Origin of the sequence: Kamptonema formosum PCC 10802 (assembly GCF_000332335.1) — a bacterium.
In the GTDB taxonomy this organism is placed as follows: Bacteria; Cyanobacteriota; Cyanobacteriia; order Cyanobacteriales; family Oscillatoriaceae; genus Oscillatoria.
The window spans coordinates 285,619-307,725 of record NZ_KB235952.1; the positions used below are offsets into that span (position 1 = coordinate 285,619).

Below are 22,107 nucleotides of genomic sequence, written 5' to 3' on the forward strand. Positions count from 1 at the left end.
TTAATCGCGTCTCTGGGATGAAATGCAGTCCCCGCCTGTGGGATAGCCACCGGCGAGCTGGGTTCATCTGGCCAAGGGGTGAATTCGTGCCGGTGCCCGAAGCGCCGGTGGTGGGAGAGTCGGGGAAGGCCAAAACAGCTTCCAGGCACCTGCAGTGCTTTAATGTGCGATTATACAGCAACGGTCTGGAAAAGTGCCGGCGGTCGGCGAAAGTGCGCAAGTGAGATCGCGGTTGCCAGCACGTCCCACCACTGACCGGCAAGATCCCCTCCCACTGAAATTCCAGCGGGCCAGCACCCCTCGTGCTGGGCCAATCGCACCGGCAGTGCGGCCATCGCGGCGGACGTGCCGGTTGAGCCAGGGCGGGACCTGTATGGAGTTGCCAGCGTCAGGTTGAGCCTCTACTGTTTAATAGAAAACATCCGCCGGCAATTTTTGTCCCTTGCCCGCCCAGAGCGCGGGCCACAGGAGCGGATTGTCTGCAAAAGTTCCAACAAGAGCGAGCTTAGAAACGTTCGTGAAATATTTTTTCTTATCTGACGGATGGACAATCGGTCGCGTCTGGGGAGCCGAGGGCATTTGGAACGAAATGGCCTGGAGGCGCAAACCTGAGATTGAGCGAACGACTCTCTGTCTGGTGGAGCCAAACGAAACAATGTGGCTCTATCGGGTCGAAGATGCGGTTTTGATGGTGGAAGTTAAGCCGGTCGAGGTTTCGGGAGCGGGTGGGGGCGCTAAACCCATCGGTCAAGTGGTGCTCAAACGCCTGATCAGCGGCGACATGGTGGTGGAGCGACTCTGTAGCGCCGGGGTCCTGTGCCAAGCCCCAGGTGTCGGGAGCGAACCGGCAGGCTCGTCCGAAGGGAGCTAAACGGGCCAGCCCGCCCCGGCCAAAGCGCTGCCGGCAAAAACTCAGCCAACTGCTTGCATTCGGGTGCGCGAGTGGTTACACTTCTTTAAATACTACTCATATTTGAGAGCGCACCGTCTTTCCTGCCAGCACTACTGCTGCAAGTCAGCTTCTGGACTGGCCGGCAACAAGCAGCTTAAAACTCTAGCAGTTAAGCACCCGACCAAAAAATAGCGTTCAAGTAGACATCTCTCCCGGAGGAGGAACCGCAGATAAATGGGACTACCCTGGTATCGAGTACACACAGTCGTCCTGAATGACCCGGGCCGCCTGATCGCAGTACACTTAATGCACACTGCCCTGGTGGCCGGCTGGGCTGGTTCTATGGCTCTGTACGAACTGGCCATTTACGACCCCACCGATCCAGTCCTGAACCCCATGTGGCGTCAGGGCATGTTCGTCATGCCGTTTATGGCCCGTCTGGGTGTGACCGGCTCGTGGCGCGGCTGGAGCGTCACCGGTGAAACCGCCGTCGATCCGGGCTTCTGGAGCTTTGAAGGCGTCGCTGCCGCTCACATCGTGCTGGCAGGGCTGCTGTTCCTGGCCGCCTGCTGGCACTGGGTTTACTGGGATCTGGAACTGTTCCGCGATCCGCGCACCGGCGAACCCGCCCTCGACCTGCCAAAAATGTTTGGCATTCACCTGTTCTTATCCGGTCTGCTTTGCTTTGGTTTCGGTGCTTTCCACCTCACCGGCCTGTTTGGCCCGGGCATGTGGGTGTCCGACCCCTACGGAATAACCGGCAGCATCCAGCCGGTAGCGCCAGCGTGGGGGCCAGAAGGCTTTAACCCCTTCAATCCGGGGGGCATCGTGGCTCACCACATTGCCGCCGGCATTGTCGGGATTATCGCTGGCCTGTTCCACCTGAGCGTCCGTCCCCCCGAGCGGCTCTACAAAGCCCTGCGGATGGGGAACATCGAAACCGTGCTCTCCAGCAGTATCGCCGCTGTATTTTTCGCCGCCTTCGTGGTGGCGGGGACGATGTGGTACGGCAGCGCCGCCACCCCCATCGAACTGTTTGGCCCCACCCGCTATCAGTGGGACAGCGGTTACTTCCAGCAGGAAATTGAGCGGCGCGTGCAAACTTCCGTTGCCGAAGGCAGCAGTTTTGCAGAAGCCTACTCAGCTATTCCTGAGAAACTGGCTTTCTATGACTATGTGGGCAACAGCCCCGCCAAAGGCGGCCTGTTCCGCGTAGGGCCAATGAACAATGGAGATGGCCTAGCTAAAGGTTGGTTGGGCCACGCCGTGTTCACCGATGATGAAGGTCGGGAGCTGACGGTTCGCCGTCTGCCCAATTTCTTTGAAACCTTCCCCGTCGTCCTGACGGACAAAGATGGCGTCGTTCGCGCCGACATTCCCTTCCGTCGGGCTGAATCCAAGTACAGCTTCGAGCAAGCCGGTGTTAAGGTCAGCTTCTACGGTGGCGAACTCAACGGTCAAACCTTTGACGATCCCGCCACAGTCAAGAAGTACGCTCGCAAAGCCCAACTCGGTGAAGTCTTTGACTTTGACCGGGAAACCTTAAACTCTGACGGGGTGTTCCGCACAAGCCCTCGCGGCTGGTTCACCTACGGACACGCCTGTTTCGCCCTGCTCTTCTTCTTCGGTCACATCTGGCACGGCACTCGCACCCTCTTCCGCGACGTGTTTGCCGGTGTTGACCCAGACCTAGACATCGAACAGGTGGAATGGGGTGCCTTCCAGAAAGTGGGCGACAAGACCACCCGCAAAGTGGAAGCGTAAAACCCTGCCGCTTTTGGATTGAGAGCGATCCGGCGACGGCTTTGGCAGCAATGACAAACCCCAGTCACTGGATCGTTCCTAGCCTAGCCAGTGTAAACTGGTAGTTAACGACACCAACAGGAAATCTGATATGGAAAGCGTTGTTTACATTTTGGTGCTGTTCTTGGCGCTGGCCACACTCTTCTTTGCGATCGCGTTTCGCGAACCCCCCCGGATTCTCAAAAAATAGCGAACCCCCGATCCGGGCTGATCGCGCCTGAGCCGCTACAAGCCGCTGTGGGGAATTACCCACACAGCCGGCACTCAGCGGGCTCGGGTTTTTGTCATTGAATTCCCCCACACTGCCAGAGACGGTTACCATGCGGTGTCCCTTCTGCCAACACACAGATAGTCGGGTTCTAGAATCCCGATCTCCCACTGCCGGTCAGAGTGTGCGGCGACGCCGGGAGTGCTTGAACTGCAAGCGTCGCTTCACCACTTACGAACGAATCGAGTTTGTCCCCATTACCGTCAGCAAGCGGGATGGCAGACGGGAGTCGTTTGACCGATCGAAATTATTGCGCGGGATCGTGCGAGCTTGCGAAAAAACCGGCATCCCCTCGCAGCGGATGGAGGCGATTGTCGATGAGATCGAAGCCCAATTGCAGCAGCTTTCCGCCCGAGAAGTCACCAGCAGCGAGATTGGGGAACTGGTGCTGGGCCACCTGCAATCGCTCAGTGAAGTGGCCTATATCCGGTTTGCTTCCGTCTACCGCCAATTCCGAGGCATCCGCGATTTCGTGGAGACCTTAAACCACCTGCAAAGCCGCCCGGATGCGGCTAGCGCTGAAATTGAAGAAAAAATAGACCTCCAGCCGCCTACAGAGCAGGTATTACTGCCGGCGGAGGGTGCGATCTCCCCAGAACTCGCAGCTAATGCCGCCCCCGCACCCTGACCGCTGAAAGCCGCACCGCCAGCGCCCCCGGCTGCCCGTCCCACCGCTGGAAAATATATCTCCCCATCAGAGCCGGCAAGCAGCCCCCAAAGGAAAGTGCCGGCAGAAATCCCTATTGGAGCGGGTTGGCAGGGGCTTTTTTCTGCCCGCAGGCAAGCTGGAATTTTTTAGCTGGCAGCTCCGCAGGTATGTTCAGAAGCATATAGCCAAGCTATAATAACATATCTATGCTGCAAACGTCCCGAGTGGACCTGTCCAAAGAAGACTTTGCAGCCGTGTAGATGTAAACTGCACCAAAAGTGCACCTACATCCACAGGAGGAACGGTAACTACGGAGATTAAGTCCCAGGAAACGAATCGCATGGTCAATCAGAAAACGCTCACTAAAGAAGTCGGTTTTACCCACCAAGATTTTGCCGCCCTGCTCGACAAGTATGACTATCACTTCAGTCCCGGCGATGTGGTAGCCGGCACGGTATTCAGTCTCGAACCGAGGGGGGCTCTGATTGACATAGGTGCTAAAACAGCTGCGTACCTCCCCATCCAGGAAATGTCAATCAACCGCGTTGACTCTCCTGAAGAGGTCCTGCAGTCCAACGAAACCCGTGAGTTCTTTATCCTCACGGATGAGAACGAAGATGGCCAGCTCACCCTGTCGATCCGGCGCATTGAGTACATGCGGGCGTGGGAGCGGGTGCGCCAGTTGCAGGCAGAAGACGCCACCGTGCGCTCGATCGTCTTCGCCACCAACCGGGGTGGGGCGCTGGTCCGGATTGAAGGGTTGCGCGGCTTTATTCCCGGATCGCACATCAGCACCCGCAAACCCAAGGAAGACTTGGTGGGCGAAGAACTGCCCCTAAAATTCCTTGAGGTGGACGAAGAGCGCAACCGGCTGGTCCTGTCCCACCGGCGGGCGCTGGTGGAGCGCAAGATGAACCGGCTCGAAGTGGGCGAAGTCGTGATCGGGAATGTTCGCGGCATCAAGCCCTACGGCGCATTTATCGATATCGGCGGCGTCAGCGGGTTGCTGCACATCTCGGAAATTTCTCACGACCACATCGACACGCCCCACAGCGTCTTCAATGTCAATGATGAAGTGAAAGTGATGATCATTGACCTGGATGCGGAGCGCGGGCGCATCTCCCTCTCCACCAAGCAACTGGAGCCCGAAGCGGGTGACATGGTGAAAAATCCTGACAAGGTTTACGAGAAGGCTGAGGAAATGGCTGCCAAGTACCGCGAGCAGATGCGGGCCAAACAGCAAGCCCAACAGCAACAGAAGCAAGCCGCACAGCAAGCCGCACAGCCGGCAGCCGCTGAGCCCGCTCTAGAGGTGCCAGACGAAGAAATCGTCAGCGCTGAAGACGCTTAAGCCAAGCTCGGAAAAACAGTGCAGCCGGCAAACCGTATTGCCGGTGGCACAAAGAGGGAAATCCCCTCTTTTTTTTGTAGGAATTGCTGTACTTTTGGGAGTGGAACCCCTTGGCGACCATTCAGTGTCGGGATGTCACATTCGAGAATATCCAATCCGTGATATTTGACAAAGACGGCACCCTGGAAAATACCTCTGAATATCTGAGAAACCTGGGGCAGAAGCGAGCTCGCCTGATCGACGCCCAGATTCCCGGAATTGCAGATCCCCTGCTAATGGCCTTTGGCATTAATGGGGGCACCCTAGACCCCACCGGCTTGATGGCCGCCGGCAGCCGGCGGGAAAATGAAATTGCCGCAGCGGCTTATATTGCCGAAACCGGTCGCGGCTGGCTAGAATCCTTGGCGATTGCCCGCCGCGCCTTTTCAGAAGCCGATCAATATTTGAAAAGCGCCACCCCCTCCCCCCTGTTTGCCGGCAGTCTCGAGGTGATACAATTTCTCTCCAACGCCGGCCTGAAACTGGCCATTCTCTCCGCTGACACGACAGCCAGGGTGCAAAGTTTTGTCAAGCACTACCAGCTCGACGCCTACATTCAGGTGCGTGCCGGGGTCGATGAAGGGCCCAGCAAGCCAGACCCATCCCTGTTTTTCAGCACTTGCCAAGCTCTCGGCGTCGAACCTCAGGCAACCCTGATGGTTGGCGATTCCCCCGCAGATATCGAGATGGCCAGAAATGCCGGTGCCGCCGGCTGTATCGGCATCTGCTGGGGCGCGAGCCTTGCCGCTCACCTGCAAGCCGCTGACGTGACCATCTCCCAATTAGATGAAATCCAAATCCGGCAAACGACCCCCAGCTAAAGCGCAATTTGCCATTTCAAATTAGCGCTCACCGACCGGGAACATTCAGCTTCTCCTAGAAATTGTAAATGCTGTTATCGCCGCCAGTTATTATAGATGAACTGAGTGGGGTGAGAGACCGGGTTTCTTTTTTTGGCCAAACCCAGGTTCAAAGCTTCCCCAGCGCAACAAACCCGGTATCTGAAAGGTAACAGCGGGTGAACTGAGCTATAACACCTTGTCCGTCCAGCCACTATTAAAGGAGGAATAATCCTTGACTCGTCGCTACCTCTTTACCTCCGAGTCCGTCACCGAAGGACACCCCGATAAAATCTGCGACCAAATTTCCGACACCATCGTCGATGCCCTCCTGAGCCAAGATCCCACCAGCCGCATCGCCGCAGAAGTCGTTGTCAACACCGGCTTAGTGCTGCTCACCGGCGAAATCACAACCAAAGCACAAGTCAATTACGTCCATCTCGCCCGCACAAAAATTGCCGAAATTGGCTACACCAACGCCGAAAACGGCTTCTCTGCCAGCAGTTGCGCCGTTCTGGTAGCCCTCGACGAACAGTCCCCTGACATCGCCCAAGGCGTCGGTCGGGACACCAGCGCCGACCCCCTCGATGCAGTGGGTGCCGGCGACCAAGGGCTGATGTTCGGCTTCGCCTGCAACGAAACCCCGGAACTGATGCCCCTGCCCATCAGCCTCGCCCACCGCATCGCTCGCCGGCTCGCTGCAGTGCGCAAAACTGGCGAACTGCCTTACCTGCGCCCGGATGGCAAAACCCAAGTCACCGTCGCCTACGAAGATGGGCGTCCGGTCGGCATCGACACCATCCTGATTTCCACCCAGCACACCGCCACCATTGGCGAGATTTCCGATGAGGCCGCCGTCGCCGCCAAGATTAAGGAAGACCTCTGGACCGCTGTCGTGCAGCCGGTGTTTGCAGACATCGCCGTCAAGCCAGACGCACAAACTCGCTTCCTTGTCAACCCCACCGGCAAATTTGTCATCGGCGGTCCCCAAGGCGATTCTGGCCTCACCGGGCGCAAAATTATTGTAGACACCTACGGCGGCTATTCCCGCCACGGCGGCGGTGCCTTTTCCGGCAAAGACCCCACCAAGGTAGACCGCAGCGCTGCTTACGCCTGCCGGTATGTCGCCAAAAACATTGTCGCGGCAGGGCTGGCGGACAAGTGCGAAGTGCAGCTGAGTTACGCCATTGGCGTGGCCAAGCCGGTGAGCGTGATGATTGAAACCTTCGGCACCGGCAAGGTGGACGAAGACCGGCTGCTGGAAGCGGTCAAAGAGCATTTTGAACTTCGTCCGGCTGGCATTATCCAGGCGTTTAACTTGCGCGGGCTGCCGGCAGAGCGCGGCGGTCGCTTCTACCAAGACGTTGCCGCTTATGGCCACATGGGGCGCACCGATCTGGATCTGCCCTGGGAGCAAACTGACAAAGCGCAGCGGCTACACGACGCCCTGACTCAACAGCTTTCCGCCACCGCCGGCTAGCAATCCTCTCTCGTTCCGGGGCTCCTTATTTCTCCTTTTCTCGTTCCCAGCTCAAGCTGGGAACGACATGATCACAGGCTCTGCCTCCATCTCTCTCGTGAGCGCCTGGAAACGACAGTATGCAGGCTGCTGCCGGCCTTTGACACTGGCGCGACAATACTACTAACATTAATTCGCGTGGCGTGCCGGTAACAAAACTTCACCAGCCGGCGATTTCTGTCACCCCGACTGCTGCGTGACGCCGGTCTGAGACTATTATAGCAGGAGTCATATTGGTTCGGACAATAAGAGCTTCTGGAGCAGGGGAGCAAGGGACGCCGGAATGTACGTTCCCAAAATGCCTACTGCTATATAGACGTAGGTACGGCGTCCGCCGAGCCTGAAGGTCGAATGTCCTAATCTAAGTGGCTACTGCTATAACCATAATTTCTACTCGCCGGCTGATAAGCTGTTATGCTTTTAACTTGCTTTTTTGGGGAGGGGCAGAGCCTCCAGAGGGCTTTTACAACAAAATTATAGGATCAAAAAATTAATAGAACTAATGCTAATTAGATGCACTATGTCTTAGCGCGCGCTCGACAGCAGAGCGGCAGTGGCGCTTGTGAGGGCGGCAGGCGGGGCTGCTGCTCTTTCACCCACGCAGTTAAACTATTGATCTGGCAAGTCCTGACTCCAAAAAAGTGCGCCCGGTTGTTCAGTTGCCGGTGGGACCGCCTCTGCCTTCAACTTGTCTTAATCAATGAGAGTCTCGTCCTAAAGGAATCGCTGTTATGAATCCGAAGCAGAGACAAAAATGAGAAAAAATCAGAAGGTTGGAGAAATTCCGCTACGTTTTAGGCTATGGAATTTTACTGTGGGGAATTCCAACCGGCCTCTGTTATGCCGTCTTATAGCAGTATGCATTTAGGTTAGAACATTAGACCTTCAGGGGGGGCGGGACGCCGTACCTACGTCTATATAGCAGTAAGCATTTAGGAAACCTACATTCCGACCTCCCTTGCTCCCCTGCTCCCGAAGCTTCTATTGTTCTAACCAATATGACTGCTGCTATAACCACTCTTACAGACAATGGTTTTTCGCTCGATCGGGTGCTTTCCTCGCCACTTCTGAGACAGTTGTTTGTTGCCAAAATGGTTATCTTACTGATTTTATTCCCCATTTGTGGGTGCGTTTTGGCTTGGTGGGTGTGGCACTACTGCGAAAAAAAATATTTAGAGCAATAAGTAGTGGGGTGCCTGGCAACGCACCCTATAGCGTTGCTCATCCTTTGTGAGGTACTGAGAAACCCGGGTTCTTAAAGAAACCGGGGTTCTGGGCAAACACGTTCATCCAACTGAGAGCCGCTATATCTTCTGACTGGCTGTTAGAACTAAGAGCGCGGGTCAAGTGGCGCAGCCCAGACAGTGGCGGATGGCCTTTCTGGCTCTCAGGAACAAAAATGAGAGTTTCTCCCACTCTCCCCATCCTTTAGTAACATCTGTTACACAATTTCCTGCAGCTTTCTTCCCAAGTGTCCCCCTTTCAGCGGGAACCCATACTGGAGAGGGGAGTTCCACCCTTTCGGGGGAAATTTTGAGCGCACCCCTTTTTTAGCTGCGCGAGAGCATATACTTATACTTACGGTTGTATTTGCAGCACCGAGGAGATAGGTATGTCCTGGAGCTTCACGATCCCACTGGCAATTGCCCTGACAGTGGCCTATATTTTGAAAAAATCTGCTGACGAAATTGCTTATCTGGCCGTCGCAATTTTAATTGTCAGCTTAGTGTTAAGTTTGGTTATAGCGCCGTGGCCATTCCAGCTCTTGCTGCTGGCGCTTCTCTTGGTCAGCAATCAGCGACTCTCGCAGCCACGCCAGCAGACCGTCCAGCCTGAGGAGGAAGACCAGACGATAAAACTCAGCTATCGCGGAGTCAACTACGAACCCGCCCCTCCCGCCGCTGAAGTGTTTGAGGGTGAAGTAACAGGAAAATACCGGGGTCAGGTTTGGAGAGCTCACCCGGTGAAAAATGCTGTTGCGGCTCAACCGGCTCTCGGGCTGAAATATCGCGGCGCTACCGTTGCTGGTCAGCAGCCTGTCCAACCTCCGGTTGAAGAAACCTCAGTCCAAAACGGCTGATTCTCACAGGGTTGACTTCTCCGGCGGGTCAGGTTCAGCCCCTGAGCGTGACAGTTCAATCAGCGCATTTCATCAGGAGAGCGCTGTGAGGCTCACAGGTGGTGGCTTTTTTGTGCTCACCGGCTCCTCAAGACTCATCCGCCTTGGGCGATTGCTGATAGGATGGCATCAGAAAAATATGCCGGCACCCGCCATGCAGTCACTCCAACAATTCGCCAGGAAACTAAAAAAAGAAACTTCCGCGATTTATCTGGCAAGCAAACACCCCAAAGTGCCTTGGTACGCAAGGCTGCTCGCCGCTGGGGCTGTGGCTTACGCTTTCAGTCCCACCGACCTGATTCCCGATATGATCCCCGTGATTGGATATCTGGATGACCTGCTGATCGTGCCGGTGGGAATTTGGCTGGTACTGAAAATGATTCCCCCGGAAGTTTTAGCAGAGTGTCGGGAGAAAGCGGAAGCCGCCACAAGTGAGGGAAAACCGGCGAACTGGGTGGCTGCCGGTGTAATAGTAGCTATTTGGGTGCTTTTGGGGATTTTGGGCGTTTTGTGGCTGGGACGCATCCTGAAACGCTGAATAAAACAATCTGCTTGCGGTCAAAAGCAGGCAGAGCCGACCGAGCGGCGCTCCCAAGCAGAGTCTGGGAACGCGGGTATAGCAGTAGCCACTTAGATTAGGACATTAGATCGAGAGGGGGGGCGGGACGCCCCCCTACGTCTATATAGCAGTAGGCATTTAGGAAACGTACATTCCGGCCTCCCTTGCTCCCCTGCTCCCGAAGCTCCTATTGTCCTAACCAATATGACTACTGCTAGAATGCCGGCTGAAAGCTGATTTATAAAGTAATTGTTAACCCTGAACGGGGCCAGAAACTCGGTTTCTTCAAGAAACCGGGTGTCTTCACTCAGTACAAGAAACCCGTTTTCTTTTTACTTATTAGTAGCGAATTTGCATAGTAACCGAGGCTTGCACTTCCTGCTCACCCCCGATCGCCGGCGTGCTTGCCGCTATGTCAGATTGAAGGATGCCGGTTTTGACCAAGAAGGGTTGCGGAACGGGACTGCCGGCGTTAACCTGAATATTGACAATCTCCCGGCGGGAGAAATTGAGAACGCCTAAAACAGCATCCGCTTGTTTTTGGGCGTCGTCAGTCGCTTCCCGCAGCGCTTGCTGGCGAGCCTCTCGCAGCGCGGCGTCACTGGCGACAAAGCTAATACCGTCAATGCGAGTCGCGCCAGCTTTAATCGCATCATCCAGCAGCGTCCCAGATTTCTCCGTAGCAATGCGAAAGCTGACGGTATTAGTGCCAACAAATCCCGTAAGGCGCTGTCTGCCATTTTCATCGCGATAAGTCGGATTGAGGCTAATGCCGGCAGTTTGCAGTTTTTCCACATTTCGAGAGCGCAGCAGCGCCACCACTGCATCCGAGCGCCGCGCCACCTCCTGCTGCACCTGCTGAGCGGTTTGACCCGTGATTTCTACGCCCAGAACCACCTGAGTCAGAGTGGTGGGAACGGCTACCGAACCCTGACCGGTTACTGTGATAATTCTGCTCTGTTGCTCTTGCGCCAAAACCGGCTCCCATCCAGTCAGGCTGAGCGGAACAAGCACTAAAGAGATTGCTGTCAAGTGACTCCAGAAATTGCCCCGATATCGGGACGCGACAGTTCGATTCAACACAGTTTTCCTCCCCAAGGGTTTGGATTGAATATTTTATCTGTTATCAAAGAAAATACGGGGGGGTTTGCAGATATCCGAAGAAAACTGCAGAGTTCTGGATTGAACCCGCTGGGGCGGGGGAACCAAAGCTAATATAATTTCCGCCGGCATCCCTACTGTAAGGTAGGGATCGGTTCGTGAGTAACCTTTGTCACTGACAGCAGTAAGGCTCTCCCTGTGGAAGCACCCCAGTTCTGTGGGATACTGCTCAGAAGGGCAATTTTAGAGCGATGCCCAATGCCCCATGCCCCATGCCCCATACCCGATGCCCCATGCCCCATGCCCCATGCCCGTTCCGATCCCAACTTGAGATCAGTAGCGAATTTGCAGGGTGACGCTGGCTTCTACCGGCTGCTCGCCACCGACGACCGGCGTATTGGCGGCAATTTTACCCGACTGAAACGCTTCCGACCGGGCGGCGAAAACGGGCTCTGGCGGGCGGGCTCCGTCAATCTGAAGGCTGACAATTTCCCGCTCGGTTAAATTCAGCGAATTCAGAAGGGCGGTGGCTTGCTTTTTGGCATCGTCGGCGGCTTTGCTGATGGCTTGCTCGCGAGCTTTTGCGATCTCACTGTCACTGGCGACAAAGCTAATCCCGTCAATGCGAGTCGCACCGGCTTTAATCGCATCATCCAGCAGCGGCCCAGATTTCTCCGTGGCAATTTCAAAGCTGACGGTGTTAGTGCCGGTATATCCCGTCAGGCGCTGCTCGCTGTTTTGGTAACTGTAGGTGGGGTTGAGACTGATGCCGGTGGTTTGGAGCTTTTCCACATTGCGGGATTGCAGCAGTTTCACCACCGCATCCGAGCGCTTCGCCACCTGCTGCTGCACCTGTGCGGCGATTTTCCCCCCGACTTCCACCCCCAAGCTGACTCGGGCTTTCGTCGCGGGAATTCTTTCCACGCCCCGCCCAGTGACAGTGAGGGTTCGAGGTAATTTTTCTGGAGCGGGAACGGACTGACACGCTGTTAAACCGATCAGACTCAGGACTAAAGGCAGGATTTTCAAGCGATTCCAGGTCTGGGACATACAGCCAATCGAGAGGGATTGAGTCATAATAACTACTCCGAGCGAGACAGAGGGGGGTTTTTGTATTTCCAGTCTGCCACCGGCACCGGCTTTCAGTGCGAGCGGTTACAGTTTTGGAAACTGAACAGGGGGCTGACAAGCAATGTCTCTGGGGGTGGGAGGCTCTCTCTAAACCCGCCGGCACTCTCGCTCTTGAGCAAAAATTACCAGTGGAAAGTGAGGGGGTGCCAGCAGGTGCGTTCCAAAAGGGCAAAGATACCGGAGATGCGGCTGCTGATTCCCCAAAAAATGATATAATAACCCAAGTTACTACTTATAAGTCTAAGCCTCCATATCCTCCCAACCCCCCTTAAAAAAGGGGGCGCTTTGAGATTCTTCCCCCCCCCTTTTGTAGTGCCGGTGGGACAAAAGCCCGCCCCGGCTAGGGGGGAGCGCTCCTGACTCACTTGTAGGTAGCAACTTGAGTTAGAATATTATACCGCACTAAAACCAGCGTGTCAACAGCCGTCGGAGATGGGATTCGAGAGGAGTGTCGTGCCAAGCCAGAGTCAGTTCTAGGCGCACTCACCAAAAAATTGGTTGCGGGTATTTTTTTGCGGCGACGATCCACGAACTGCGCATGCGTAACGCACCCGCCTGCTGTCACTGACTGCTGGAATGTTTCAGGTTTCGATAGCTTGTCCGTAACGGTTAACGATGCGGCTTTCTCCTTCCTTAGCGGTGACGTTTTCATAGACGCCCTCATCCCGCTTGACAAGCTTGCTGAAACCGGCACTCTTGTATTCGCTGTCTGAGGTGGGCGTCAGCAGCCTGGGGGCGCTGATCAGCCGGCGCACGGTGGCGTCTTCCGGAGTGTTGCCTGGATCGAGTTTTGCTAATTTGCACACATCACCCCAGGTCTTGACTTCCTGGTTCAGACTGTGCCAAACTTCGACCTTCTGGTTATTGCTAGGACAGAAATAATCGTAAATAGGCATGGGGAGAACCTGTATCAAAACCAATTCGCTAATTGATGGTAAACAATTATAGCACAGTATAGCTAGGAGCGTGCCGGTCAAGCAAATCGCCCTGACACTGATGGATGCAGTCAGCCGCAGGCTAGAGGGGGTCGCCACAAGTGCGGCAGACTCTTGTGAGTGAGGCGTCCCGGGGTGAAGTTTGAGAGTTCATTCCGCGCACCTGGTTGGGCTACAGCCCAACTACTTTCTTTGGGCTAAAGCCCATACTGCGCAACCTTTGGGCTAAAGCCCAACTACTTTCTTTGGGCTAAAGCCCAACTACTTTCTTTGGGCTAAAGCCCATACTGCGCAACCTTTGGGCTAAAGCCCAACTAGGAACTTTTGGGCTTCAGCCCAACTACATACTTTGGGGGATGACTCCTGACCCCCTAACCTGAGACAATCATATTAAATTAGGCGCAGCACGGAGTGGGGGAAAATGATTCCATCCTGGATGGCGGTCGGGGCGGTGACATTCTTGGTAGCGCTAGCCAGTGGCTTGACAGCGCCTGATGACATCAGGTGGTTCAGACGCCTGCTCCGGCCCAGCTGGCTGACTTTTGAGCCAGCTATCCCATTTATCTGGACTTTTATCTTCATTTGCGGGGCTTGGGGGGCGGTCATCGTCTGGGAAACAGATCCGGGAAGCCAGAGAACCTGGTGGCTGATGGGGCTGTACCTGCTGGTGGAAATCGCCATCATCGCCTACACGCCGGTGATGTGCAAACTGCGCAGCCTTAAAGCCGGCACGATTATCGGGGCGACCGGCACCCTTTTGGGCCTGCTGCTGGCCCTGGCCGTCTGGCAGGTTTCCCTACCGGCAGCTTTGTTGCTGCTCCCCTATCTGATTTGGAGCCCAATTGGCACCTACACCACTTGGGAGATGATTCGCCTCAATCCGGCAGACCGGTAGAGCGAGGCTGAATTCAATCAATTGCGTGAGGGGGAGAGCGATCGGGGGGTTAATTTTTCCTAAAAGGGGTTTTGAACAGGGAGTGAACTGAGGAAAATAGAAGGTTTCAATCCCGTTTCCAAAGATTCGCTGGCCAAAAATCTTCTCCTCCTACCTCCTGCTAAAATCATTATCGCATTAATATGGGCTTCTTTGCACAACCGGGATGCTCCCGGCGGACGAACTCCTCAAAGAGGGCAAAAGTGGCCTGCTTTACTCGGTGGCCGGCAGCTAGCAATCTATGCCCCAAGGCGATCTAGAGTTGAACATCGCCGCGCCAGCACTCCGTCAAAATTGTAAGGCGCACGCTTCCTCTCCTAAGGAGATTGCTGATTAAAATTATGATTCAGGACAATCCGAGCCTAGAGACGCCACCCTCACTGGTGGCTGAAACACCTCTGCCGCTCACCGAGCCGTGGCTGATATACGCCATAGGAGGTGGCTGGGGGCATCTCACCCGCGCTTTGGCCCTGGGTCGGATTGCAGCTCGAGAAAGGCCGGTGTTCGTACTTTGCAACAGTCCCTATGCCGCTCACTTGCTGCGCTACGAGGCGCGCCGGAGAACCGGCAGCAAACAATTCCCTCACCCCTCACCCCCGATGGAAAACCCTTCTGATTTCACTGGGGAACTGCTGCCGATAGTTGAGGGCTGTTACCTGCATATCATCTCACCTGACGCCTCCGACCGCGCCACCAGAAAACAGGTGCGCCAGGTGCTTGCTGCCGAGGAGTACGAGTGCGCGATTGTGGATACTTTTCCCAAAGGACTGGGGGGCGAGCTGGCAGATATCTTGCCAGGGCTGGCAGCACCCCGGATTTTGGTGCACCGCGACATTAATCCCGACAGCGTGCGGGCGCTTGACTGGCCGCGCTTTGTGGCGGAAAATTACCAGCTGGTGATTGTTCCGGGAGAGGGCGAGGGGCTGCCGCTGTCGCACTTGCCCGGGGTTGAGCACACGGCACCGTGGCTGATTCGCAGCGCCGGCGAACTGCCCGATGTCGCCCGCGCCCGCACCCTCCTGGGTTTAAACCCCGCCCTCACCGAGCCTGTGGTGGCGGTCTGCGCTGCCGGTCGCCCTCAAGAGCTGCGCTTGTACGGCCACTTGACGCGGGCTCTGGCGGAGAAATTCACCGGCGTCACGGTGCGCTGCTTGGCTCCTGAGCGTCCGAAAAACTGCCCGCCTGAATTGTGGGCCTTTCACTGGCCCGCCATAGAGTGCTTGCCGGCAGCTGATGTCGTTGTTGGGGGTGCCGGTTACAACACCTTTTACGAGTGCGCCGCTGCCGGTGTGCCCTTGGTGGCGTTTGCTTTTGAGCGCCGGTACGACCGGCAGGCGCTGCGGGCTGACCGGGCGTACCGCCGGTATCCCGGGCAGGTGTTACGGGTTGAGAGTGTGGGAGCGGCGCTCAAGGCGGTTGGCCACCTCCTCAGTGTGACCACCAGCGACCGGCTCCGTCCCGCCTACCGAAATGGCGCTGCCGATGCCGTCGGGCTGATTTCCCAGCTGGTTGCCGAGCGCGCTGGCCTTCCCTAAGCGCCGGTTAGAAACAAGAAACCCGGTTTCTTAAAGAAACCCGGGTTTCAAAGGGCAAATAAAAAACCCGGTTTCTTAAAGAAACCGGGTTTTTGGCTGCGGCGCAGCATTAGAGATTAAGCTGGAAGCATCGGATTAAAACCTAATGCCAATAGCGGTTTGCACCGACACCGCCCCCGCCTCACTTTCATATCCTTTGGGGGCCCACATCAAGTCCACAAGGAACATGCTGTAATCGCCCACATACCCTTCCGCCCCTGCTATAATTATCGGGCTTGAGGTGTTGCCAATCGTGTTGTTGGCACTGCTGCTGTTGATGCTGTAACCGGCTCCCACATAGCCATCAATATTTGACTTCACCTTAAAGTCATAGGTCGCTGTCGGAACTAGCATCTGGGTGTATTCCCCAATCAGCGCTATCGGTCGCACTGAAAATGTGCTGCCTATGGGAATTTTGCCCCGCAACACCACAGCAATGTTATCGCTGTCGCCACTGCTGTTTATCGGGTTGTTCAAAAATGCCGAGGAGTGACCGATGGCGATATACGGCTGCCGGTTAGGGCCGCTTTTCTTTGCGGTCTTTCCAGGGGCATTTTCCGCCAGAGCGGCAGAGCTAAAACCCAGACAGGCGAGAAGAGCCAGACTCGCAGCCAGCCGGCTGTAATTGGCGAAACTCGCCCTCGGTTCAGGGGCGGTATGGCTGAAAAATTTAGGAGTTTTCATATCGGGTAATCCTGGAAACTAATCCAGATGTCGCCTGCTAGATATCCCCCGGCGGAAACATCTATCAAAGGCTCACCTGTATACCCGTTTCAGGACTTCCGTCTCCCGGTCAGGAGACTGGCCTCAATATCTTATAAGCTCCGGGTTCGCTCCCGGGTTAACTGATTAAATAAAGTCCGCTTTTATCAGAAACTAAAAAATGTATTAAAATAGCTCCCGTGCGGCTGGTGCGGGAATTCACCGGCACGCCCCGCAACGAACGTGACCGCCCATACCCTGTACCCATGACAAAGCTGATTATCCAAATTCCTTGTTACAGCGAGGAAAGCACCCTGGGGGTAACGCTGGCCGCCCTGCCGCGACACCTGCCCGGAGTTGATATCATTGAGTGGCTGGTGATTGATGACGGCAGCCGCGACCGCACCGTAGAGGTGGCCAAGGATTTCGGGGTCGAGCACATCGTTCGTTTCCCCACGAACCAAGGACTCGCCAAAGCCTTTATGGCTGGGCTAGAAGCCTCTCTCAAAGCCGGTGCCGATATCATCGTCAACACCGACGCCGACAACCAGTACAGTGCCGGCGACATTCCCAAACTGATTGCGCCAATTCTATCGGGTCAAGCGGAAATTGTCGTGGGAGCCCGCCCTATTTCAGAAATTGAACACTTTTCTCCGGTGAAAAAGTTTCTGCAAAAACTGGGCAGTTGGGCCGTGCGCCTCGCCAGCAATACCGACATCCCGGACGCCCCCAGCGGCTTTCGCGCGTTCAGCCGCGCAGCAGCTATGCGGCTGAATGTGTTTAACGAATACACTTATACCTTAGAAACGATTATTCAAGCCGGCCAGAAGGGGATGGCAATCGCCTGGGTGCCGGTGCGCACCAATCCGCAACTGCGCTCCTCCCGCCTGGTCAAAAGTATCCCCTCTTACGTTGTCCGCTCCCTGTTCACCATCCTGCGGATTTTCATGGTTTACAAGCCGCTCCGCTTTTTCCTGTTCTTGGGGAGCGTGCCGTTTAGTGCCGGCTTTACCCTGGGCGTCCGCTGGCTGGTGTATTTTTTTGCCGGCACTGAACGCACCCGCATTCCCAGCTTAATTCTCGCCGCGATTTTGATGCTGATCGGCTTTCAGCTGTGGGTTTTGGGTCTGCTGGCGGATTTGCTAGCAGCCAACCGCAAGCTAATCGAAGAAATCCAGCTGCGCCTGCGCCGGCAAGACTGCCACAAGGACTGAATTAACATGAAGAGAGAGAGCGGAATGGGGAGTGGAGACGCGACAGAAGGCGTTCGCAGACCAGATTTTTGCTTCGGGCTTTTTCCTTTAATAAAAAATGAGTAGAGACTTATTTGCGCAAGTAGCGCTGGCACAAATTCCCAAACTCCTGACCCTGTGCGACCGCAACCCGCACAGCCCTACTTACGGCTGTTTCGACCGCAATTTCTGGCATTACAAAATCATTGACTTTCCCAGCGGCATGTCCCAGGAATTCGTCTGGCCACTGGCCCTGGCTTACGACACGGACCTGCCAGACAACCCCTTCTACCGGCAGCCCGCCATCAAGCAGTGGGTGGGAGCCGGCATCCTGTACGCCGCCCGCAGCGCCCATCCAGACGGCTCCTGCGACGACTATTTCCCCTACGAGCGTGCCGGTGGGGCAGCGGCTTTTTCCTTGCTCGCCTGTATCGAAAGTTACCAGCTCCTCGAGCTGGACAGCCTGGAAATGCTGAGGTTCTTTGAAAAGCGGGCGGACTGGCTGGCCAATCACCACGAGAGCGGCCAGCTGGCCAACCACCAAGCCCTGATCGCCCTGTGTCTGGAATTGCTCTCGGCGCTGCTCAAAACCTCGAAGTGGAAGCGAGCCAAGGCCATGCGCCTGGAGCGAGTCCTGGAGTGGCAAAGTTCGGAAGGCTGGTTTCAGGAATACGAGGGCTGCGATCCGGGCTACCACACGCTGACGATTTCCTGTCTGGCGAGAATTGACCAGCTCAAGCCAGATGTTCGCTTAAAAAGAGCCCTCACCAAAGCCATTGAGTTCGCCGGCCATTTCGCGCACCCGGATGGCTCCTACGGCGGCGAATACGCCAGCCGCAACACCTATAACTTCTTCCCCCACGGGTTTGAATTAGCCGGTCGCTGGCTCCCCCAAGCTTTGCGCATTAACGACCTGTTTTTGAGTGGGCTGGCGAGTGGCAAAGGCGCTTGCCATTCCGATGACCATATTATCGGACACCACACTTGGAATTATTTACTGGCTTGGCGGGATTTTGTCCCAGAAAGGCTGGCACCTGCCCCCCGTCCGGCGGGTCGCATTTGGCTCCCAGAAGCCCAAATCCTCATCGACCGCCGCTTTTCCGCAGGGAAACAGCCGGCAGCGGGAACTGGAGGAGCCGGCACAGCGGAACTTTACCTAGCCGCTAACAAAGGCGGCGTTTTCAAACTGTTTCGCGACCGGCAGCTGGTGGCGTCCGACACCCAGTTCTCCCTGCTGGTGCGCCAGGGCAAAACCGTGAAAAATGCCGTTGGCCACTTGATTGGCTCCTGTCAAGTCCAGCTGGGAGAAAACGATATTATTATCACCGGCCAGATGGGCTGGTCGAAACAGCAGCAGATGACTCCTTTCAAATTAATTATACTGCGGGCAGCCATGCTGACATTTGGGCGTTTTTTCCCCAATTTTATCCGCAAACTTCTGCAAAAAATGCTGATTGTCGGCAAGAATGACGCCCCGTTTCACTTCACGCGCAAGCTGGAGTGGGAAAAGGGCCGGTGGCACGTCACAGATGAATTGCAGGCTGAATCTTGGACTGATGTCGCCGCTGCCAGTATTGGCGGCGACCAAACTTCGATTTATGTGGTGATGAGCCGCACGTTTCAAGCCGGTCAGTTGCAGCCCTGGCTAGACCTGACCGCTGAAGTCCGGCAGCTGGGTGCCGGTGAGCCGCTGAAAGTGGAGCGGTGGCTGTGAGGTGTTAGATCGCTTGTCCCTGCGGATTTTTTTTTATTAACCGCCCCCGTGAAGGAGCGCCAAGGAAAGAAAATAGAGAGGGTTTCACAAAGCATTTATAACGGCTAGAGTAAGAGCTGCTGATTCCCACAAATTGGCATGGCATCAGTCGCGATTTTCCCCTGCTCTGCGCTGGGAGGCAGGGGGGACGCCTGCTCTGCGGGTTGTGCCGGCCCCCGGAGCCTGTGGGGCGCTGCAGATATTTGTACTTTATTGAATAGAAAACCGCTGTAGCTTTTTGGCCGCGCTGAGAGGGAGCGCACCGGCTTTTAGTCCTTCAGACAGATGTTTGGGAAGCGAGCCGCATGGTAGCTTGCTGGCAGAAGGAATTGCTGAGATATCGCACGCCGGCCTAGACCTGCCGCGTAGGGGTTTCCACTGTGGGGGGCCGGTGGATATAGGAAAATAAGGAGAAAGCCGGTGAACAGATCGCTGTTTCGTATGGGGCTGGGGCTTTTAGTAGCATTTTTTGGGTTCATCAGCTACTTGAGCACCACTGTGAAAAACCCCGTGACTGGGGAAAAGCAACATGTGCAACTTTCGCCGCGCCAGGAGGTGGCTCTCGGGCTGCAGGCGCGTCAGGAAATGGCTGCTGAGTATGGCGGGCTCTATCCCGACAGCGCCCTGCAGGAGTATATCGAACAGGTGGGGCAGCGGGTGGTGCGGCAGTCGTCGGCAGCAAGGGCGGGGTATCCCTTCGACTTCCACTTGCTGCGGGATTCTCAAACCGTTAATGCCTTTGCGCTGCCGGGGGGACAGGTTTTCATTACTGCAGGTTTAATGAAGCGCTTGCAGTCGGAAGCGCAACTGGCGGGGGTGCTGGCGCACGAAGTCGGTCATGTGATTGGCCGGCACGCGGCGGAGCACTTGGCGAAGCAGCAATTGGGCTCAACGCTGGTGACTGCGGTTGGGGTTGCGGCGAGTGACGAGCAGGGGCGCGGCAGACAGGCGGCGGCGGTGGCGCAGGTGGTGAACCAATTGGCGAAGCTGCGCTACGGGCGTGGCGACGAGCTGGAAAGCGACCAGTTGGGGGTGCGGTTTATGAGCGAAGCCGGTTACGATCCCAGGGCGATGGTTGAGGTGATGGAGATACTGGAGTCCGCAAGAAGTGGGAGCGCACAGCCGGAGTTTTTGAGCACTCACCCGAACCCGGGCAATCGCAGCCAGCGTTTGCGGGAACTGATTGCCCAGACTTACCCAAACGGTGTGCCGGCGAATCTGGAATCCGGACGCGATAAGTTCTCTAAGAATGTGCTGCCCAGGCTCGCCGGCAGGTAAGCTATTAGGCATTAGATCGAGAGGCCCGGCGTTAGCGCAGCGGCGCGTAAGCGCTACGCCGTACCTACGCCTTTTATCCCTAGGCCACTGATGTCCGCGCCCAATATGACTGCTGCTATAATGCTGCATTTGGTCGAAAGGAGGCAGTCGCTTCGGAACTGCGCGCACCGTCACCAGTGAAACCTTGCCTCACTGCAGGGCAACGGTTGGGCTAAAGCCCAACTACAAACCTTTTCAAGTCATATCCCCCACAGCAGCGTTCCCAGGATCTGACTTGAAAATGCGCAATACTTGCAGGTGGGTTCCCTAAGAGGGAACCCACCCTACTTCTGCGGGGGAGCCGGTTGGGCTAAAGCCCAACTACAAACCTTTCCCTCGCTACCGGACCCGATATGGTACGATCGCTTCACGCTCAACGCTCGCTACTTGATGAAACGACTTATCTCCCTCGCGGTTAGCTCGCTCATTCTGGCAGTTATCTACGGGAAAATTGACTTTCCCGCCCTCATCCAAGTCTTGCAAAATTGCCACCGGCTTTGGATGGCTGTCAGCCTGGGGATGGTGGTTCCGCTGACGGCGCTCACCTCGTGGCGCTTGCAACAGCTGGCACCGGCAGGCACCGGCTTGGGTTTCGGCGAAGCCAATCGCCTAATTTTAGCCGCCAGCACCCTCAATATGGTGCTGCCCTCGAAAATGGGAGATATCGCCAAAGCCTATTTTATGCGCGAGCGGGGGCAGTTGAGCGGGGCGCTGTCGCTGTCGCTGGTGGTGTTTGAAAAAGCGTGCGACATGCTGTCGCTGCTGCTGTGGTGCGCCTTTGGATTAATCCTGCACCCCCAAAAAGACTGGCTGTTCTGGATAATGACCGGCACTGTGGCGTTTGGGCTGGCTGCCGGCTTGCTGCTGCTGAGTTCGCGCCGGTTCGCCGAGCTGTTTTTTGCCACCGGCAGCCGGTTGGCACCCAAAAAATTCCGAGTCAAGCTTGACAAATTGCGCTTTTCGTGGTATGCAACGCACGAGTATTTTTGGCGAGACAGAGCCCACTTGGCAAAAATTGCCGGCACTTCAGTATTTATCTGGTTTGGGCACCTGCTGCAAATTTGGTTTTTTATCCTCGCCCTCAACGCTTGGACGCCGTTTCTGGCGAATTTGGCGCTGTCTCCCCTAGCGATTCTCGCCGGGTTGCTGCCCTTGACGTTTGCCGGTGTTGGCACCCGTGACGCCGCCCTGATATTATTTTACCAGCCGTATTTCGATGCCAGCACCGGCGCGGCGCTGGGGTTGCTGTGCACTTCCCGCTACCTGATTCCCGCGATTGCCGGTTTGCCTTTTCTGGGACAGTATCTGGCAGCGGTTCAAAAAACCTAACTGCTTCATAGTAGCGTTGCTGCGCAACGCTACAAGTGGGTGATATACTAGCCTGGTATCT

The 22,107-nt window shown here is 55.9% G+C and carries 22 protein-coding genes; 18 read left to right on the plus strand and 4 right to left on the minus strand.

Annotation, left to right across the window (positions count from 1 at the left end):
* Window positions 1–17: 17 nt before the first annotated feature.
* The 11 genes from OSC10802_RS0137445 to OSC10802_RS0137505 all read left to right on the plus strand — a co-directional run bounded on the left by OSC10802_RS0137445 (window position 18) and on the right by OSC10802_RS0137505 (window position 10,017).
* Window positions 18–224 carry a hypothetical protein gene (locus OSC10802_RS0137445; RefSeq protein WP_026099145.1) on the plus strand — a complete coding sequence of 69 codons (207 nt, stop codon included), beginning with the start codon at window positions 18–20 and terminating at the stop codon, window positions 222–224.
* 293 nt (window positions 225–517) lie between these two features.
* A complete protein-coding gene (locus tag OSC10802_RS0137450) occupies window positions 518–871 on the plus strand; it encodes a hypothetical protein (protein WP_017721888.1) in 354 nt (117 codons plus the stop codon).
* Window positions 872–1,126: 255 nt separating this feature from the next.
* Window positions 1,127–2,656, plus strand: coding sequence for a photosystem II chlorophyll-binding protein CP47 (gene psbB, locus OSC10802_RS0137455; protein ID WP_026099146.1), 1,530 nt, complete (start codon window positions 1,127–1,129; stop codon window positions 2,654–2,656).
* A 130-nt stretch (window positions 2,657–2,786) separates the two neighbouring features.
* Window positions 2,787–2,885, plus strand: a complete 99-nt coding sequence (locus OSC10802_RS47200; RefSeq protein WP_026099147.1) for a photosystem II reaction center protein T — start codon at window positions 2,787–2,789, stop codon at window positions 2,883–2,885.
* Between the two features lie 130 nt (window positions 2,886–3,015).
* Window positions 3,016–3,591, plus strand: a complete 576-nt coding sequence (gene nrdR / locus OSC10802_RS0137465; protein WP_017721891.1) for a transcriptional regulator NrdR — start codon at window positions 3,016–3,018, stop codon at window positions 3,589–3,591.
* A 361-nt stretch (window positions 3,592–3,952) separates the two neighbouring features.
* A complete protein-coding gene (locus OSC10802_RS0137475; protein WP_017721893.1) occupies window positions 3,953–4,963 on the plus strand; it encodes a 30S ribosomal protein S1 in 1,011 nt (336 codons plus the stop codon).
* A gap of 110 nt (window positions 4,964–5,073) precedes the next feature.
* A complete protein-coding gene (locus tag OSC10802_RS0137480; protein ID WP_026099149.1) occupies window positions 5,074–5,823 on the plus strand; it encodes an HAD family hydrolase in 750 nt (249 codons plus the stop codon).
* 253 nt (window positions 5,824–6,076) lie between these two features.
* A complete protein-coding gene (gene metK / locus OSC10802_RS0137485; protein WP_017721896.1) occupies window positions 6,077–7,321 on the plus strand; it encodes a methionine adenosyltransferase in 1,245 nt (414 codons plus the stop codon).
* 1,037 nt (window positions 7,322–8,358) lie between these two features.
* The gene (locus OSC10802_RS52385) at window positions 8,359–8,544 is read left to right on the plus strand and encodes a hypothetical protein (protein ID WP_017721898.1); all 186 of its coding nucleotides are present in this window, start codon (window positions 8,359–8,361) and stop codon (window positions 8,542–8,544) included.
* Between the two features lie 428 nt (window positions 8,545–8,972).
* A complete protein-coding gene (locus OSC10802_RS55350; protein WP_017721900.1) occupies window positions 8,973–9,440 on the plus strand; it encodes a DUF4278 domain-containing protein in 468 nt (155 codons plus the stop codon).
* Window positions 9,441–9,525: 85 nt separating this feature from the next.
* Complete coding sequence (locus OSC10802_RS0137505; protein ID WP_232731915.1) at window positions 9,526–10,017, plus strand: YkvA family protein; 492 nt, start codon at window positions 9,526–9,528, stop codon at window positions 10,015–10,017.
* 360 nt (window positions 10,018–10,377) lie between these two features.
* Here OSC10802_RS0137505 and OSC10802_RS0137510 read toward each other — a convergent pair whose 3' ends face one another.
* On the minus strand, window positions 10,378–11,118 hold the full coding sequence (locus OSC10802_RS0137510; RefSeq protein ID WP_026099151.1) for an SIMPL domain-containing protein: 741 nt from the start codon (window positions 11,116–11,118) through the stop codon (window positions 10,378–10,380).
* A 354-nt stretch (window positions 11,119–11,472) separates the two neighbouring features.
* Window positions 11,473–12,216 (minus strand): SIMPL domain-containing protein, encoded by a 744-nt coding sequence (locus OSC10802_RS0137515; RefSeq protein WP_026099152.1) that lies wholly within the window; start codon window positions 12,214–12,216, stop codon window positions 11,473–11,475.
* Between OSC10802_RS0137515 and OSC10802_RS0137520 the strand changes: the two genes are divergently transcribed.
* Window positions 12,208–12,486, plus strand: coding sequence for a hypothetical protein (locus OSC10802_RS0137520; RefSeq protein ID WP_026099153.1), 279 nt, complete (start codon window positions 12,208–12,210; stop codon window positions 12,484–12,486). The genes OSC10802_RS0137515 and OSC10802_RS0137520 overlap by 9 nt on opposite strands.
* A gap of 365 nt (window positions 12,487–12,851) precedes the next feature.
* On the opposite strand, the gene OSC10802_RS0137525 is transcribed toward OSC10802_RS0137520, so the two are convergent.
* Window positions 12,852–13,166 (minus strand): FmdB family zinc ribbon protein, encoded by a 315-nt coding sequence (locus OSC10802_RS0137525; RefSeq protein WP_017721906.1) that lies wholly within the window; start codon window positions 13,164–13,166, stop codon window positions 12,852–12,854.
* 460 nt (window positions 13,167–13,626) lie between these two features.
* Between OSC10802_RS0137525 and OSC10802_RS0137530 the strand changes: the two genes are divergently transcribed.
* Window positions 13,627–14,100: a TspO/MBR family protein gene (locus OSC10802_RS0137530; protein ID WP_026099154.1), complete on the plus strand. Its 474-nt coding sequence runs from the start codon at window positions 13,627–13,629 to the stop codon at window positions 14,098–14,100.
* Between the two features lie 380 nt (window positions 14,101–14,480).
* A complete protein-coding gene (locus tag OSC10802_RS53790; protein ID WP_198525384.1) occupies window positions 14,481–15,674 on the plus strand; it encodes a hypothetical protein in 1,194 nt (397 codons plus the stop codon).
* A gap of 135 nt (window positions 15,675–15,809) precedes the next feature.
* On the opposite strand, the gene OSC10802_RS0137540 is transcribed toward OSC10802_RS53790, so the two are convergent.
* A complete protein-coding gene (locus OSC10802_RS0137540; RefSeq protein WP_017721909.1) occupies window positions 15,810–16,397 on the minus strand; it encodes a hypothetical protein in 588 nt (195 codons plus the stop codon).
* Between the two features lie 284 nt (window positions 16,398–16,681).
* Here OSC10802_RS0137540 and OSC10802_RS0137545 point away from each other — a divergent pair, with 284 nt between their 5' ends.
* The 4 genes from OSC10802_RS0137545 to OSC10802_RS0137560 all read left to right on the plus strand — a co-directional run bounded on the left by OSC10802_RS0137545 (window position 16,682) and on the right by OSC10802_RS0137560 (window position 22,046).
* Entirely contained in the window at window positions 16,682–17,629 is a 948-nt protein-coding gene (locus tag OSC10802_RS0137545) for a glycosyltransferase family 2 protein (protein WP_026099155.1), read from the plus strand.
* A gap of 97 nt (window positions 17,630–17,726) precedes the next feature.
* A complete protein-coding gene (locus OSC10802_RS0137550; protein ID WP_017721911.1) occupies window positions 17,727–19,361 on the plus strand; it encodes a hypothetical protein in 1,635 nt (544 codons plus the stop codon).
* A 459-nt stretch (window positions 19,362–19,820) separates the two neighbouring features.
* The gene (locus tag OSC10802_RS0137555) at window positions 19,821–20,678 is read left to right on the plus strand and encodes a M48 family metallopeptidase (RefSeq protein ID WP_026099156.1); all 858 of its coding nucleotides are present in this window, start codon (window positions 19,821–19,823) and stop codon (window positions 20,676–20,678) included.
* Window positions 20,679–21,107: 429 nt separating this feature from the next.
* Window positions 21,108–22,046: a lysylphosphatidylglycerol synthase transmembrane domain-containing protein gene (locus OSC10802_RS0137560; protein WP_017721913.1), complete on the plus strand. Its 939-nt coding sequence runs from the start codon at window positions 21,108–21,110 to the stop codon at window positions 22,044–22,046.
* Window positions 22,047–22,107 lie beyond the last annotated feature (61 nt).

What these genes read in the sequence shown, in the direction of transcription:
- OSC10802_RS0137445 (WP_026099145.1), top strand. Translation starts at nt 18, where the DNA reads ATGAAATGCAGTCCCCGCCTGTGGGATAGCCACCGGCGAGCTGGGTTC.
- psbB (WP_026099146.1), top strand. Translation starts at nt 1,127, where the DNA reads ATGGGACTACCCTGGTATCGAGTACACACAGTCGTCCTGAATGACCCG.
- OSC10802_RS47200 (WP_026099147.1), top strand. Translation starts at nt 2,787, where the DNA reads ATGGAAAGCGTTGTTTACATTTTGGTGCTGTTCTTGGCGCTGGCCACA.
- nrdR (WP_017721891.1), top strand. Translation starts at nt 3,016, where the DNA reads ATGCGGTGTCCCTTCTGCCAACACACAGATAGTCGGGTTCTAGAATCC.
- OSC10802_RS0137475 (WP_017721893.1), top strand. Translation starts at nt 3,953, where the DNA reads ATGGTCAATCAGAAAACGCTCACTAAAGAAGTCGGTTTTACCCACCAA.
- OSC10802_RS52385 (WP_017721898.1), top strand. Translation starts at nt 8,359, where the DNA reads ATGACTGCTGCTATAACCACTCTTACAGACAATGGTTTTTCGCTCGAT.
- OSC10802_RS55350 (WP_017721900.1), top strand. Translation starts at nt 8,973, where the DNA reads ATGTCCTGGAGCTTCACGATCCCACTGGCAATTGCCCTGACAGTGGCC.
- OSC10802_RS0137515 (WP_026099152.1), bottom strand. Translation starts at nt 12,216, where the DNA reads ATGACTCAATCCCTCTCGATTGGCTGTATGTCCCAGACCTGGAATCGC.
- OSC10802_RS0137525 (WP_017721906.1), bottom strand. Translation starts at nt 13,166, where the DNA reads ATGCCTATTTACGATTATTTCTGTCCTAGCAATAACCAGAAGGTCGAA.
- OSC10802_RS0137530 (WP_026099154.1), top strand. Translation starts at nt 13,627, where the DNA reads ATGATTCCATCCTGGATGGCGGTCGGGGCGGTGACATTCTTGGTAGCG.
- OSC10802_RS53790 (WP_198525384.1), top strand. Translation starts at nt 14,481, where the DNA reads ATGATTCAGGACAATCCGAGCCTAGAGACGCCACCCTCACTGGTGGCT.
- OSC10802_RS0137540 (WP_017721909.1), bottom strand. Translation starts at nt 16,397, where the DNA reads ATGAAAACTCCTAAATTTTTCAGCCATACCGCCCCTGAACCGAGGGCG.
- OSC10802_RS0137545 (WP_026099155.1), top strand. Translation starts at nt 16,682, where the DNA reads ATGACAAAGCTGATTATCCAAATTCCTTGTTACAGCGAGGAAAGCACC.
- OSC10802_RS0137550 (WP_017721911.1), top strand. Translation starts at nt 17,727, where the DNA reads ATGAGTAGAGACTTATTTGCGCAAGTAGCGCTGGCACAAATTCCCAAA.
- OSC10802_RS0137560 (WP_017721913.1), top strand. Translation starts at nt 21,108, where the DNA reads ATGAAACGACTTATCTCCCTCGCGGTTAGCTCGCTCATTCTGGCAGTT.